12 protein-coding genes are annotated in these 14,029 nt (G+C 72.9%); 7 read left to right on the forward strand and 5 right to left on the reverse strand.

Annotated elements, in window-relative coordinates; translation table 11 throughout:
* Positions 1-46: 46 nt before the first annotated feature.
* From AB0K18_RS38710 to AB0K18_RS38720, 3 genes are all read right to left on the reverse strand, one after another.
* Entirely contained in the window at positions 47-3,148 is a 3,102-nt protein-coding gene (locus tag AB0K18_RS38710; RefSeq protein ID WP_364925124.1) for an AAA family ATPase, read from the reverse strand.
* A gap of 65 nt (positions 3,149-3,213) precedes the next feature.
* On the reverse strand, positions 3,214-3,978 hold the full coding sequence (locus tag AB0K18_RS38715) for a protein phosphatase 2C domain-containing protein (RefSeq protein ID WP_364925126.1): 765 nt from the start codon (positions 3,976-3,978) through the stop codon (positions 3,214-3,216).
* Between the two features lie 5 nt (positions 3,979-3,983).
* Positions 3,984-5,093 carry a Xaa-Pro peptidase family protein gene (locus AB0K18_RS38720; RefSeq protein ID WP_364925129.1) on the reverse strand — a complete coding sequence of 370 codons (1,110 nt, stop codon included), beginning with the start codon at positions 5,091-5,093 and terminating at the stop codon, positions 3,984-3,986.
* A gap of 142 nt (positions 5,094-5,235) precedes the next feature.
* Here AB0K18_RS38720 and AB0K18_RS38725 point away from each other — a divergent pair, with 142 nt between their 5' ends.
* Complete coding sequence (locus AB0K18_RS38725; RefSeq protein WP_364375965.1) at positions 5,236-6,432, forward strand: SpoIIE family protein phosphatase; 1,197 nt, start codon at positions 5,236-5,238, stop codon at positions 6,430-6,432.
* Between the two features lie 61 nt (positions 6,433-6,493).
* Positions 6,494-7,387 carry a 5'-3' exonuclease gene (locus AB0K18_RS38730; RefSeq protein ID WP_364925363.1) on the forward strand — a complete coding sequence of 298 codons (894 nt, stop codon included), beginning with the start codon at positions 6,494-6,496 and terminating at the stop codon, positions 7,385-7,387.
* Positions 7,388-7,426: 39 nt separating this feature from the next.
* On the opposite strand, the gene menD is transcribed toward AB0K18_RS38730, so the two are convergent.
* Entirely contained in the window at positions 7,427-9,088 is a 1,662-nt protein-coding gene (menD, locus tag AB0K18_RS38735) for a 2-succinyl-5-enolpyruvyl-6-hydroxy-3-cyclohexene-1-carboxylic-acid synthase (protein ID WP_364925132.1), read from the reverse strand.
* Positions 9,089-9,352: 264 nt separating this feature from the next.
* On the opposite strand from menD, the gene AB0K18_RS38740 reads away from it, so the two are divergent.
* From AB0K18_RS38740 to AB0K18_RS38750, 3 genes are all read left to right on the forward strand, one after another.
* The gene (locus AB0K18_RS38740; protein WP_364925135.1) at positions 9,353-10,501 is read left to right on the forward strand and encodes an AMP-binding protein; all 1,149 of its coding nucleotides are present in this window, start codon (positions 9,353-9,355) and stop codon (positions 10,499-10,501) included.
* A 44-nt stretch (positions 10,502-10,545) separates the two neighbouring features.
* Positions 10,546-10,908, forward strand: a complete 363-nt coding sequence (locus tag AB0K18_RS38745) for a hypothetical protein (RefSeq protein ID WP_364925138.1) — start codon at positions 10,546-10,548, stop codon at positions 10,906-10,908.
* A 177-nt stretch (positions 10,909-11,085) separates the two neighbouring features.
* Positions 11,086-12,417, forward strand: coding sequence for an RNA polymerase sigma factor (locus tag AB0K18_RS38750; protein ID WP_364925141.1), 1,332 nt, complete (start codon positions 11,086-11,088; stop codon positions 12,415-12,417).
* Positions 12,418-12,562: 145 nt separating this feature from the next.
* Here the strand turns inward: AB0K18_RS38750 and AB0K18_RS38755 are convergent, their stop codons facing one another.
* Entirely contained in the window at positions 12,563-12,940 is a 378-nt protein-coding gene (locus AB0K18_RS38755; RefSeq protein ID WP_364925144.1) for a hypothetical protein, read from the reverse strand.
* A 135-nt stretch (positions 12,941-13,075) separates the two neighbouring features.
* Between AB0K18_RS38755 and AB0K18_RS38760 the strand changes: the two genes are divergently transcribed.
* On the forward strand, positions 13,076-13,636 hold the full coding sequence (locus tag AB0K18_RS38760) for a TetR/AcrR family transcriptional regulator C-terminal domain-containing protein (protein WP_355422528.1): 561 nt from the start codon (positions 13,076-13,078) through the stop codon (positions 13,634-13,636).
* 201 nt (positions 13,637-13,837) lie between these two features.
* Entirely contained in the window at positions 13,838-14,029 is a 192-nt protein-coding gene (locus AB0K18_RS38765; protein ID WP_080040273.1) for a DUF5999 family protein, read from the forward strand.

Below are 14,029 nucleotides of genomic sequence, written 5' to 3' on the forward strand. Positions count from 1 at the left end.
CCCCATCTCCCCTGGATATGCACCTGTCACGGCAATTGTTTCATGATCACGCGGTATCGATCAAGGTATCAGCTGCCTGGCCGGGCGGGCCCGTTCGCCTCTCCCCCAAGCCAGCCGCGTGAAGTTCGGCGGTCAGGGCGACGCGGGAGCCGATGCCGAGTTTCGTATAGATCTTGCCGATGTGGTACTCGACGGTCTTGACGCTGATGAGCAGTTCCCTGGCGATCTGCCGGTTCGTCAGCCCACCGGCCACCAGCATGGCGGTGCTCAGCTCCTGCGGGGTGAGCCCCAGCCGTACGGTGGCGGGCGGCTCCAGCCCGCACGCCTCCAGCTCGTGCGCACACCGCTCGGCCCGCGACCGCGCGCCGAGCCGCTGGAAGATCTCCCGAGCCGCCCCCAGCCGCTCGGCCGCCGCCCGCCGCCGCCCGGTCCTCCGCAGCAACCGTCCCAGGTCGAGCAGCACCTTGCCCTCCTCGAACGGCCACACACCCGCCGCCATCCCCAACGCCCGCAAGAACTCCGCCTCCGCCTCTTTTGGAACGTTCCCGGCCACAAGCACCAACCCCCGCAACCTCCCCACCTCAGCACCCACCCGACCCTCGCCCCCAGCGAGCCCCCGCCCCGTGGTGCCCGGACGGTCCTCAGCACGGCGCTGGGCCGAGGCGGGCACCTGCTCCGTGCCGCCCGGCCGGGCCTGAGCGTGTCTCTCGTACACGGCGAGCAGGCGCTCCGCCTCTTCCAGCCGGCCGTCGGCGGCGCGGGCTTCGATGCGTCCAGGACGCGGGTCGGGGGTGAACAGCGCCCCGCACCCGGGGTCACCGCACTCGCCCTCCGGGAGCGGCCCCGCGCCGAGCGAGGCCAGGGCGAGTCCGGCCTGCCGCTCCCCCAGGGCGTGCCGCATCCCGCGGGCGGTCGTGGCGGCGGACGTGGCGTGCGCGAGCGCCCGTTCATGCTCGCCCTTGGCCGCCAGCGGGGCCACACAGGCCACCTCCAGCAGGGGCAGCAGCCAGCGCTGTCCGAGCGCCGTCGCCTCGGCCAGAGCGTCCTCGGCCCCGGCCACCGCCTCGTCCCACCGCGCCATCTCGTTATCGGCGACGGCCAGCAGCCCGGTGGCCAGCAGCCGATGCTGCGCCAAGGTCCCGGCCGCGCCCACCACCCGCCTGAGCACGCTCCCGGCCGCACCCACCGCTCCTCGCCGGAGCAACGCCACCGCACCGGCCAGCCCGTCGTCCGGCGCCGAGCCTGCCTCGGGCGACGCGACACAGGTGAGGGCCCGGGTCAGGGCAAGGACGTCGTGAGGGCGGGCGGCCGGGCTCTGGATGGGCTGGTCGATCGACCGGCGGGCCCATGCCGCCGCCTCCACGGGATCGCCCGTCACCAGGTGCAGCCAGGCCAGTTGCTCGGCGACGTCGGCGGTGTGCCCTGGCTCGGCGTGCCGCCACGCCTCGGACAGCAGCTCGTACGCCGCCTCGAAGCGCCCGGCGGCCAGGGCGAGCCGGCCCAGCACGTACCGGCGGGCGGGGCGCGGGTCGGTGTTGCGCGCGGCGGCGAGCCGGGCGGCGTGCAGCACGTCGCCGCCGATGAGCACATGTTCCAGGACGGCCGTACGCAGCTCGTCGCGCCGCCCGGCCGGCTCGGTGAGCCCGGCGGCCAGGTCGAGATGGGCGGCGGCCTCCCGCCAGAGCCCGTGCTGCGCCGCCTTGGCCGCGAACCCCGCCAGCTCCTCGGCCAGCTCCCCATCCGGCCCGAACGCGGCGGCGGCGCGATGCCGCAACGCCGCACCGGTGTCATCGGCCACCCCTGCGGCGGCCAGGTGCAGGCGGGCCCTGGTGGCAGGCCCGATGCCGTCGTAGGCCGCCGCCCTGGCGAGCGGCTCCGGGAAGTCGACCAGCCGCCCACCCGCCTCCCGCAGCACCCCGGCGGCCACGGCCTCCTCAAAAGCCTCCAGCGGCACATCGCCGACGGCCACAGGTTCAGCCACGCTCGCGGCCACGTGCAGCGGTGTCGGCCCGCCCAGCACCGCGCACGCCGCCACCAGCCGCGCGGCGTCGGGCCCGCAGGCGCGCAGCCGCCGCTCGAAGCCTCTGCGGTACGTCCCCGGCGCAGGCAACCGCGCCCCGGGATCGTCCAGCACGCCGTGGGGCAGCGTGCCCAGCAACTCACGGACGTGCAGCGGATTGCCCAGGGTGTGCTCCCACAACCGCCGCACCGCCCCCGCCCCGAGCCGCTCCGGTGACCGGTTCCAAAGGGGCAGGTCCGCCCCCGGCACCGCACGATCGTGACCGTCCCGGAGGAGAGCCTGCGGGTGAGGCCGACCAAGGGAGTGGCCCGCTCCTGTCCAGGCCGCTCCCCCGCGCTCAGGGACCGCACCCGAGCTCGCCCCGCCCTCTGAACACGTGAGCAGGGCGGCGAGGTCGTCGGGCGTCAGGCCCTCGAGGGTCAATCGCAGGGTGGAGTCACCGGTGAGCGACCGCCGCAGCCCTTCAGGCAGCCACGGGTCGGATATATCACGACACGCGACGATGACGATGACCCGTCCCGCCCGCAGGTGCCGCAGCACGTACGCGAGAGCCCGCAACGACGCCCGATCACCCCACTGCGCGTCGTCCACGACCACGACGCACCCCCGCTCCGCCACCCGCGAGAGAGCCGCACACAGCAACTCCCCGGCGGCACACGCACCGAAGCGCCCAGAGCCGGAAGTCCTGGGACGGCCCGCACAGAAACGGTCCTCAGGGGCGACGACGCCCGCGCCGGCGAGCGCGGCAAGGGCCGCCCCGCCCTCAAAGGCACCCGCATCAAGCGGCCCGACGCCCAAAACGCGAGCGGCCTCATACGCGAGTTGGCGCACGACGCTGAGCCGGAGCCCGCGTTCGCCCTCGGCACCGCTCACCGCCAGCGTGCTGACGCTCACCGCGCTGCTCACCACCGGCGTGCTGACGCCCTCGACGCCGCTCACCGCCGGCGTGCTGACGCCCTTCGCGCCCGCCTCCCCGCGGGGCGCAGAAGAACGGAGGGCCTCATGGATGAGCGCGGTCTTGCCGATCCCCTCGGGCCCTTCGAGGGCCACGATCCTGACGGCCCCCGCAAGGGCCGCGTGCAGCTGCCCGCGCAGGAGGGCGAGCTCCCGCGTCCTGCCGACGAACATGCGAACTCCCTCCGCCGCCCTCGCCATCCCAGAGCGGCGGTGCGAGCACCTGATACACCACGTCGTCAGGCGGGCCGGCGCAGCAGCCCCCAGGCGGCGGTGGCGTCGTCGTGGCGCTTCCCGCGTACGGGCCCCCGTTCGCTCTCCAGCGCCCGTACGGCGGAGATCACCGCGTCCGGCCCCCGCCCGGCGAGCAGGCCGAGCACGGTCTCCCAGCGCCACCCGTACCAGTCGACGAGCCGTGACACCCCGTCGGTGAACACCCCGGCCCCGCGCACGTCACGGGCGGGAAGGTCGCCGGTGACGCTCTGGCGGGCGGCCTCGGGACGGGCGGCGGCGACCCAGAACCCGCCGGGCGCGTTGCGCAGCCGGCGTACCAGCTCCACGCTGTACGGCCGCCCGCCGGGCAGCCGCTCGAGCCGGTCGTCCGACACCACCCGCACCCCGCCCCCGGCCAGGGAGAGCACGACCGGCGAGTCCCCGAGCACGAGGTACTCCAGCCGCTCGCGCACCCGCACCAGCGCCACGGTGGCGGACGGCGAGTCGGGGTTGGCGAGGTCGCAGGAAGGAGCGTGGGCGGCGGCGGTGGCCTCGATGGCGCGTTCCAGGACCACGGCGAGCGGATCAGGGACGTCGCGGGACAACTCGGCGGCCAGCGCCCCGCCGAGCCGCCCCACCAGCCAGGCGACGTCGTGCACGCACCCGCTGTCGACGCCGGGCGCGGCCGTGGCGCCGTCGAGCACGGCGATCCAGGACGGCCCGGCGACCACGAGGTCCTCGTCGGGACGCGCGGAGCCGGGCCTGGTGGCGTACGTGACCTGCTGGAACACGCCCGTCAGACGACGACCAGCTCGCGCGGCGTGTCGTTGAGCCGCTCGTAGCCGCCGTCGGTGCAGACCACGATGTCCTCGATGCGCGCGCCGTGACGGCCGGGCAGGTAGATGCCGGGCTCGACGGAGAACGCGAACCCTGGCTCCATCGGCTCGCCGTTGCCGGCCACGATGTACGGCTCCTCGTGCGTCTCGATGCCGATGCCGTGCCCGGTGCGGTGGACGAAGTAGTCGCCGTGGCCGGCGGCGGCGATGACGTCGCGGGCCGCGGCGTCGATCGACTCGCACGACACGCCGGGCCGCACCGCGCGGCAGGCGGCGTCCTGGGCCTGGCGCAGCACCTCGTAATAGGCGGCGAAATCGGCCGGCGGCTCGCCCACGCTGTACGTGCGGGTGGAGTCGGAGCAGTAGCCGTTGTGCAGCTGGCCGCCGATGTCGACCACGACCGGCTCGCCCGCCTGGATGACGCGGTCGGACACGTCGTGGTGCGGGCTGGCGCCGTTGGGGCCGGAGGCGACGATGACGAAGTCGACGGTGGCGTGGCCGGAGGCGAGGATGGCCTCGGCGATGTCCCTGGCCACCTCGCGCTCGGTGCGCCCGGCCCGCAGCAGCTCCGGCACCTGCCGGTGCACGCCGTCGATGGCCTCGCCGGCCTGCCGCAGCGCCGCCACCTCGGCGGGCGACTTGCGCATCCGCAGCTCCCGCAGCACGCTGCCGGCCAGCACCTGCTCGGTGCCCGGCAGCACCTCGCGGAAGCGCAGCGACGACATGGCCCACATGCGGTCGGCCAGCCCCACCTTGGCCGGGCGGCCGAGGCGGGCGGCGGCGATCGCGTACGGGTCGTCGGTCTCGTCCCACGCCACGAACTCCAGCCCCAGCCTGGACGCCGGCGACGCCTCCGCGGCGGGCAGCTCGAGACGGGGCACCATCATGTACGCCTCCCCCGAGGCCGGCACCACCAGGCATGTCAGCCGCTCCAGCGGTTTGGCGTCGTAGCCGCTGACGTAACGCAGGTCGGGCCCCGGCGTGAGCAGCAGGGCGTCGAGACCGGCTTTGGCGGTGGCCTCCTGGACGGCGGCGAGACGGGACACGGGATACAGATCTGAGGACGTCACAGGCCCAATCTACTCGTACGTGCACCGCCTAAAATCCGCGAAAAGGTCTCACCACGCCGCATCTCATGGCTACTCCACGTTCAAGGTCGATCACGTAGTGTGGGGCCAATTGTCCAGTTCCCTGCGCTTCGAGAGTGAGACCATGGTCGACGTCATAGGCGCGGCCGAGCTGCTCGGGCACGAGAGCGAGGCCGAGATGCTCGCCGTACGGCTGGCGCACGCCCAGCGGCTGGGCAACATGGGCTGGGCGGAGTGGCACCTGCACACGGGCGAGACGACCTGGTCCGAGCAGGTCTACGTGATCTTCGGCCGCGACCCCGACGACGGTCCCATCGCGCTGCCCGACCTGGCCGAGCACGTCGATCCCGCCGACGTGGCCACGCTGGACCGGCTGCTGTGGTCGGTGGTGCAGGGCGTCGAGCCGGTGCAGGCGGAGTTCCGCATCCGCCGGGACGCCGGGGACGTACGCGACCTGCGCGTCGTGCTCGAACCGCTGCCGGGCCCAGGCGGCACGATCGGCATGCACGGCGTCATCCAGGACATCACCGGCCGCCGCCGCGCCGAGCGCATGGTCTCGGAGTCGCGCCGCCAGCTCCTGGAGGCCCGCGAGCAGGCGGCCGAGGAGCGGCACGTGATGCTGGCGCTGCGCGAGGCCATCCTGCCCGCGCCGGTCGGCTGCCTGGATCTGCCGCACACCAGGGTCGCCGTGCGGTACGTACCGGCCGAGAAGACCGCGAACCTGGGCGGCGACTGGTTCGAGACCGCGCCCGCCCCCGACGGCCGGCTGCTGCTCACCATCGGCGACGTCTCAGGGCACGGCCTGCCGGCGATCTCCCGGATGGCCCAGCTCCGCCACGCCCTGGTCGGCCTGGCGATGACCGGGCAGGCCGCCAACCGGCTGCTCGACTGGCTGAACGACCTGGTCATGCACCAGCTCAAGGACACCACCGCCACCGCGATCGTGGGCCACCTCGACCCGGCGACCCGGGTGTTCGCCTGGGGGCAGGCCGGGAACCTGGCGCCGATCCTGGTACGCGACGGGGTGGCCAGCCAGCTCGCCAAGCCCCGAGGGGTGCTGCTGGGGGCGGCGTCCGGCAGCCCGTACGAGCTGGCCACCACCCGGCTGCTGCCCGGCGACCTGCTGCTGATGTTCACCGACGGGCTGGTCGAGCGGCGGGTCCGCGACATCGACGTGGGCCTGGACCTGGTGCTGGCCGCCGCCCGCCGGCTGTCCGCCCACGACCTGGACGACGGCCTGGACGCCCTCCTGACCGACATCGGCGGCCCGAACCCGGAGGACGACGCCTGCCTCGTCGCGGTCGGCATCCTCGACGCCTGAGCACCGGTGAGCTGGGGTGGGCGGGATGTCGGTGCGGGGTGGCAGCATGGGTCGCGTGCTGATGCTTCTGGACACCCCGTCCCTCTACTTCCGCGCCTTCCACGGCGTCCCCGAGTCGATCAAGGCTCCCGACGGGTCGCCCGTCAACGCCGTACGCGGGCTCATCGACATGATCGCCACCCTCGTCCGCCAATACGAGCCCGACCAGCTGGCGGCGACGATGGACGCCGACTGGCGGCCGGCGTTCAGGGTGGCGGCGATCCCCACGTACAAGGCGCACCGGGTGGCGCACGGCAACACGGAGGTGGTGCCCGAGGCGCTGGTGCCGCAGATCGCGGTCATCCAGGAGGTGCTCGACGCCCTCGGCATCGCCCGCCTCGAGTCGCCCGGCTACGAGGCCGACGACGTGATCGGCACGCTGACCGCCCAGGCCGGCGGCGCGGTCGACATCGTGACCGGCGACCGCGACCTGTTCCAGCTCGTCGACGACGCCCGCCCGGTCCGCGTCCTCTACACCGCGCGCGGCATCCGCAACCTGCAGATCGCGGACGAGGCGTTCGTCACGGCCAAATATGGCATCCCCGGCCGTTCCTACGCCGACTTCGCCACCCTGCGCGGCGACCCCAGCGACGGCCTGCCCGGCGTGTCCGGCGTCGGCGAGAAGACCGCCGCCGCGCTGATCACCCGGTTCGGCTCGCTCTCCGGGCTGCTGGACGCGCTCGACGCGGGCGAGACCGACGGCTTCCCGGCCGGCAGCCGCACCCGCCTGGCCGCCGCCCGCGACTATCTGCGCGTCGCCCCGCCGGTGGTCGAGGTGGCCAAGGACGCGCCGCTGCCCGACGCCGACCTGACGCTGCCCGCCAAGCCTCGCGACGCGGAGGCCCTGGTCGCCCTGGCCGACCGCTGGGGCATCGACGGCCCGCTCAACCGCCTCCTCGACGCCCTCGCCAAGTGACCCGCCGAGGGACCCGCCGAGTGACCCGCCGGGGGAGGCTCAGGCGCTGAGGAAGGCCCGCACGGCGTCCTGGGCGGCCTCGCGCAGGCGGGCGTGCACGAGCGCGTTCTCCTCCCGGTCCGTCCGCACCTCCACGATGCGCGGCCCCTCCCCCCGCAGCGCCTTGGGCAGCTCACCGATGTCGGAGACGAGCGTGTACGGCGTGCCGGTGGCGGCCGCCACATACCCGAGATCCACTCCGTGCGGCGTGCCGAAGACCCGCTCGAACGGATCCCGCACCGCCGCCTGGGGCAGCAGCGAGAAGATGCCGCCCCCGTCGTTGTTGACCACGACCAGGCACAGGTCGGGCCGCGGCTCGCGGGGCCCGAGGATGAGCCCGTTCTGGTCGTGCAGGAACGACAGGTCCCCCATCAGCGCGTACGAGGGCCCGTTGTGCGCCAGCGCGGCCCCCATGGCGGTGGACACGAGCCCGTCGATGCCCGAAGCGCCCCTGTTGGCCATGAACCGGATGCCCCGCCTGGGCCGCATCGCCTGGTCGAGGTCGCGGATCGGCATCGAGGACCCGCAGAACAGCAGGGCGCCGTTCGGCAGCGCGTCGACGAGGTCTCTGGCCAGGCGCGGCTCGCTGGTGCCGGTCAGGTCGAGCACCTCGTCCATGACCGACCGCACCGCGAGGTCGGCGTGCCGCCAGGCGTGCAGCCAGCTGTCGTCGCCGGAGGCGACCGGGATCTCCACGGCCTGCGCCACCTGGGTGGCCGAGCGGGTCGGGTCGGGCCAGCGGTCGAGGTCGGGCGCGACCACGATGTGCTCGCCGGCCCGCGCGAGCCACGACAGCAGCGGGCGCGACAGCCCTGGACGTCCGAGCGTGACCACGACGTCGGGCCGGTGGCTGTCGGCGAACTCGGGCGTGCCGAGCAGGTAATGGTAGGTGGAGATGGCGTGGTCGCCGTAGCGGCCGCCGCCGCTGGGCTCCGACAGCACCGGCCAGCCCGCCATGCCGGCCGCGGCGACGTAGCGGCGCACGTTGGCGGCGCCGTCGCCGACCACCAGCACGCCGCGCCTGGTCGGCGGCAGGTGCAGGGCGATGGGCGGGGGCGCGACCCTGGCCCGCACCCACGGGCCGTTGGCGCCGCCGTCGAGCGGTTCGCACCACTCGGTGTCGCCGTCGGGGATCAGCGGCTCCCTGAAGGCCAGGTTGAGGTGGACGGGGCCGGGGTTGCCCGCCCCCGCGGCGCGCTGGTAGGCGCGGCAGGCCAGCGAACGCCAGTAGGCGACCTGGCCAGGACGGTCCTCGGGCACGCCGACCTCGGCGAACCAGCGGGTCGCTGAGCCGTACAGCTTGAGCTGGTCGATCGTCTGGTTGGCGCCGGTGCCGCGCAGCTCGGGCGGGCGGTCGGCGGTCAGCACCAGCAGCGGCACGCCCGACTCGGCGGCCTCGACGACGGCCGGGTGGAAGTTCACGGCGGCGGTGCCGGACGAGCAGATGAGCGCGACCGGCCGCTCTGAGCGCTTGGCGAGCCCCAGCGCCAGGAACGACGCCGAGCGCTCGTCGATGCGGACATGCAGGCGCACCCGCGACTCGGCGTGCAGCGCCATGGCCAGCGGTGCGGAACGCGAGCCTGGCGCCAGCACCACGTCGGTCAGGCCGCAGCGCACCAGCTCATCGACCAGCACCGTGGCCAGCGCGGTAGCGGGGTTCAACGGGACGCCTCCTGCTTCCGGCGAAGCCACTGGGGAGATTCAATCTCAAATGCCGACAAATCATGAAATTTCACCGAGGGACGGTGCGCCCACGCACCGGGCCTGAGGGGCCGGCCGGGGAGCCGCGTGCGGGCCGGGGGCGGCGACGGCAGGTGGGACCTGACGGTCTGCCCGGGAAGCCGCGCGGTCCGGCAGACCACGGGGGAACGCGTCACGACCCTCCCTGCACCCGCTGTCCGACCTGTCGCCATTAACCTTACGAGCATGTGGAGGAACCCGTCGCATCCGGACCGTCCGCTGCATGCCATCGTGCAGCCTCCGGGACCTGCTCTCTTCGCGGCGATCCGCGCCGCGCTGGCGGGCGACGGGCCCGCCGTGCTCCCGCTCGTCCCCGGCCACGAGGGGCCGGCCATCGAGGCGCTGCGGCCCACCCACGTCGGCGGCGTCCCCCGCGGCGACGGCGCCGGCGTGCCCGACGACGTGGCGGTCGTGATCTCCACCAGCGGCAGCACGGGCGCCCCCAAGGGCGTGCTGCTCTCGGCCGCCGCCCTGCACGCCTCGGCGACGGCCTCGCTGCGCCGCGTCGGGGCGGTCAGGGGCGAGCGCTGGCTGTGCTGCCTGCCCGTCGCCCACGTCTCCGGCCTTCAGGTCCTGGTACGCGCCCTGCTCTCCGGCAGCGAGCCGGTGATCCACCCCTCGTTCGACCCCCACGCGGTGCTGGACTCCGGCGCCGACCACGTCTCCATGGTCCCCACCCAGCTCCACCGGCTGGTCGAGATGGGGGCCGACCTGTCGGTGTTCGAATCGATCGTGCTCGGCGGCGCCGCACCCCGTCCCGGCCTGCTCGACCGGGCCCGTGAGCTGGGCGCGCGGGTGGTGACGACGTACGGGAGCAGCGAGACCTCAGGCGGCTGCGTCTACGACGGACGGCCGCTCGACGGCGTCGACCTCAAGATCGGCGACGACGGCCTGATCAGGATCGCGGGCCCGGTGCTGTTCTCCGGCTACCGCTTCGACCGGCCGCCCGCCCCGCTCGACGGCGGCTGGTTCGTCACCTCCGACCTCGGCGAGCTGGACGGCGGGCGGCTGCGCGTGCTGGGCCGCGCCGACGACGTCATCAACACCGGGGGCGAGAAGGTGGTGGCCGCCGCGGTGACCGCCGTCCTGGCCGCCCATCCGGAGGTGGCCGACGCGGCCGTGATCGGCGTACCCGACCCTGAGTGGGGCGAGCTGGTCACTGCCGTCATCGTCCCCGCCGACCCCGGCGCGCCTCCCACAATTTCGCAATTGCGGGCATTCTGCCGCGATAGGCTGCCTCCTCACGCTGCCCCGCGCGACCTGCGGCTGATGTCCCGGCTGCCCCTGCTGCCGAACGGAAAGACCGATCTGGTACGCCTGAGGGCAGGAACCTGACGAGTTGCGGCTGCGTCATAGTGGGGGAGAAGGAGGGAGCCTTCATGGACCAGACCCGCAAGATGTGGGCATCCGCGGCCGTCGTCGGCGTCATCGTCGTCGGAGGTGCCTCTGTCGCGGCGGCCGCTTCGGCGGGCAAGCTCGACCAGGTCGCGAGGGAGACCCGAGCCCAGATCGAGAAGACCGGCGAGCAGCCGCGTCCCGAGACCACCGACGGCGTCGTGGTCTCCACAGAGGTCAACCCAGACCCCCGCGAGGTGCTCAGATACTGGAGCGACCAGCGGATGGAGGACGCCCAGCCGATGCCGATGCCCGAGGTGGGCAAGCTGGAGACCAGTGACGCGGCGCCGGGCGGGCGTCGTTCCGGCGAGGTCGAGTCGGGAGAGATCGCCGGCCTGCCGGAATAAGACTCGGGGCGGGGCGGTTGGCTATGTGGGCGATCCGCCCCTTTCCACCCCGCATCAATGCGCACGGGAACAAATGACGGCGATTGGCGTTATTGATACTGGTGCGCCGTGCGGACGCGAACCCGCCCCACCACAACCTGCCTGATCGCTTCCACTCCGTACGGAGGAGGTGTCCTCATGCCCAGAACCGCCGTGGCGACCCCACCCGTAACTCTCGACCAGCTGATTGAACGAGGGCGAAACCAGGGTCACCTCTCTCTGGCGGAGCTGCGTGACGCTTTCGCGGAGGCCGGTATCAGCCCCTCTGAAGGCCGCACGATCCTGCGCGAACTGTCAGAGGCCGGCGTGAGCCTGGCCGCCGAGAACGAACCGTCGCTCAGCACCACCGCCCCCACGCCCGAGAAGGCCACCACCAGGAAGAGCACCTCGCGGGCAAAGACTACCGGCCGCAAGGCCGGCGAGGCAAAAACCTCCGCGAAGACGCGGACGGTCCCCGGAACGAAGCCGGAGCACGCGGAGGACGTCCCCGAGGACCTCGCCGTCAACGGTGAGGACCCCGACGCCGACAACGAGCCGCTCGACCTGGACGACACCGCGTCCGTCATGGGCGACTCGGTGCACACCTACCTCAAGTCCATCGGCCGCCGCACCCTGCTCACCGCCGCCCAGGAGGTCGAGCTGGCCCGGCGCATCGAGGCCGGCCTGTACGCGGAGTACAAGCTGGAGACCCAGCCCGACCTGCCCGAATCCGCGCGCGAGGACCTCCACCTCGTCGTCGAGGACGGCAAGCAGGCCAAGGACCACATGCTGGAGGCCAACCTGCGCCTCGTGGTGTCGGTCGCCAAGAAGTACACCGACCGCGGCATGTCCCTGCTGGACGTCGTCCAGGAGGGCAACCTGGGCCTCATCAGGGCCGTGGAGAAGTTCGACTACACCAAGGGCTTCAAGTTCTCCACGTACGCGATGTGGTGGATCAGGCAGGCCATCCAGCGCGGCTTCGCCGACTCCGCCAGGACGATCCGGCTGCCCGTACACGTGCTGGAGATGCTGTCCAAGCTGTCGCGGGTCGAGCGTGACATGCACCAGCGGCTGGGCCGCGAGCCCACGCCCGAGGAGCTGGCCGTCGAGCTCGACAAGACGCCCGACCAGATCGAGGAGCTGCTGCGCACCAGCCGGCAGCCGATCTCGCTCAACGCGACGATCGGCGAGGACGGCGAGACCACGATCGGCGACCTCATCGAGGACGTCGACTCCCCCGAAGCGTCGGAGATCGTCGACCGCCAGCTGCTGGGCGACCAGCTGCGCGGCGTGCTCGACAACCTCTCGCCGCGCGAGTCGAAGATCATGGCCCTGCGCTTCGGCCTCGTGGACGGCAAGCCGCACACCCTCGACGAGATCGGCAAGCACCTGGGGCTGACCAGGGAGCGCATCCGCCAGCTCGAGAAGGAGTCGCTCTCCAAGCTCCGCCACCCCAGCAACACCCGCCCGCTCCTGGACTGGGCAAGCTAACACCACCCGCCCAGGCGATCGGGCGGACTGGCACCACCCGCCCGGCCTGGATCGGGCGTAGGCATGCGAAGAGCCCCGGTGACCCACCGGGGCTCTTCGTCATGCACGGGACCCTGACCGCCGGAGCGTCAGGGCCGTGGGAGCCTCAGCGGGCGGCGGGGACGCGCGACGGGACGTGCGGGATGCCCCAGAGGCGGTTCTCCTCGCGCAGCGTGCGCAGCCGGTTGACCTCGGCCGTCCACATGGCGCCCTCGGGCGTCGCCTTGGCCTTGCGCCGGGCGATCCGGTCGTCGTAGGCCTTCACCCCGAACGTGGCCCGCTGCCCCGCCTCGGCGGCACGCAGCGCCTCGGTCAGCGCGCGGTCGAACGCCAGCCCCGCGGCACGCAGCTCGGCCTCGTCGGCGTCGGCGGCCCGCAGCTCCTGCAGCGTGCCCTCAGCCTCTCTGGCCTTGTCGAGCAACTCGGGGAAGCTCTTGGCTATCTCCTGGTCCGCGTGGTAGCGAACCTCTGCCTCCCGGCTCACCCGCGGACGGAAAAACGCCATCGACCCGGCCCTTTCACGCTGTCGGTACTCGTTCAACCGCCAAGGGTACGCCGTCCGGCGACACGTGCGGAAATCGCCCCGGCCCGAGCGCCTTTACATAGTAAGATGATCACCATGCCCGCCAAGAGACCGCCGGTCCCCCTCTCCCGCGAGCGGATCATCGAGGCCGCCCTGCACATCGCCGACAGCCAGGGCCTGCGCCGCCTCACGATGCGCCGCCTGGGCGACGCGCTGCAGGTCGAGGCGATGGCCATCTACCACCACCTGCCCCGGGGCAAAGAGGCGCTGATGGACGCCCTGGCCGAGCACGTCACGGCCGTCCACGTCGAGCCAGGCCCGACCTGGCAGGAGACGGCCAAGGCGTGGTGCCGGGCGAGCAGGGAGCTGCTGCGCGACCATCCCGGCGTGCTGGCCCTCGCGCTCACCAAGCCGCCCAAGGGCGCCACCATGATCACGATCAGGGAGCAGATCGACCAGCTCACCGACGCGGGCCTGCCCGACGCCGCCGAGGCCGTACGCGCACTTCGGGCCTTCGTCTTCGGCAGCGTGGCGGTCGAGGTGCAGCAGTCGGGCTGGGCGGACCCCGAAGTCGATGAATGGGTCAGGCGGGACGAAAGAGCCGATGTGGACTTCGAGCGCGGACTCGACGCTCTTCTCAAGGGTTTGCAAACGTGATGCGCGTGGCGCGCTTGGCCGGTTATCCTGCATAAGGCACGCTGTGTCGAAGGTCACACGGTTCGGGGACCCTCCTGTAACAGTCCTAACGGACTATGTCGAAACGTGTGACTCAGGTCGCACACTTGCCAGCACAACTACCCGAGCCGGCTCCCGCCCCTCCATCACGGGAGCATCCCACGAGATATCGGAGGCACGCCGATGTGCCCGCACGACCCGGCCTGTCCGGATGCCGAGGCGCCGGACCGCGAAGCGGCCCGCACCCTCGCCTGCCACCCCGAACAGGGGTGGAGCCTGCTCTGCAACGGCGTCGTCCTGTTCGAGGACACCGGAGAGCTCCTGCCCAGCGGCACCGCCATCGCCCCGCACCGCCCCGTCGTAGGCGCGGCCTGA

The sequence above is a fragment of the Nonomuraea sp. NPDC049421 genome (genome assembly GCF_040677005.1).
GTDB classification, from domain to species: domain Bacteria; phylum Actinomycetota; class Actinomycetes; order Streptosporangiales; family Streptosporangiaceae; genus Nonomuraea; species Nonomuraea salmonea.

Coding starts and splice junctions, on each gene's coding strand:
- AB0K18_RS38725 (WP_364375965.1), top strand. CDS start 5,236: ATGGTCGACGTCATAGGCGCGGCCGAGCTGCTCGGGCACGAGAGCGAG.
- AB0K18_RS38710 (WP_364925124.1), bottom strand. CDS start 3,148: ATGTTCGTCGGCAGGACGCGGGAGCTCGCCCTCCTGCGCGGGCAGCTG.
- AB0K18_RS38740 (WP_364925135.1), top strand. CDS start 9,353: ATGTGGAGGAACCCGTCGCATCCGGACCGTCCGCTGCATGCCATCGTG.
- AB0K18_RS38760 (WP_355422528.1), top strand. CDS start 13,076: ATGCCCGCCAAGAGACCGCCGGTCCCCCTCTCCCGCGAGCGGATCATC.
- AB0K18_RS38730 (WP_364925363.1), top strand. CDS start 6,494: ATGCTTCTGGACACCCCGTCCCTCTACTTCCGCGCCTTCCACGGCGTC.
- AB0K18_RS38765 (WP_080040273.1), top strand. CDS start 13,838: ATGTGCCCGCACGACCCGGCCTGTCCGGATGCCGAGGCGCCGGACCGC.
- AB0K18_RS38750 (WP_364925141.1), top strand. CDS start 11,086: ATGCCCAGAACCGCCGTGGCGACCCCACCCGTAACTCTCGACCAGCTG.
- AB0K18_RS38745 (WP_364925138.1), top strand. CDS start 10,546: ATGGACCAGACCCGCAAGATGTGGGCATCCGCGGCCGTCGTCGGCGTC.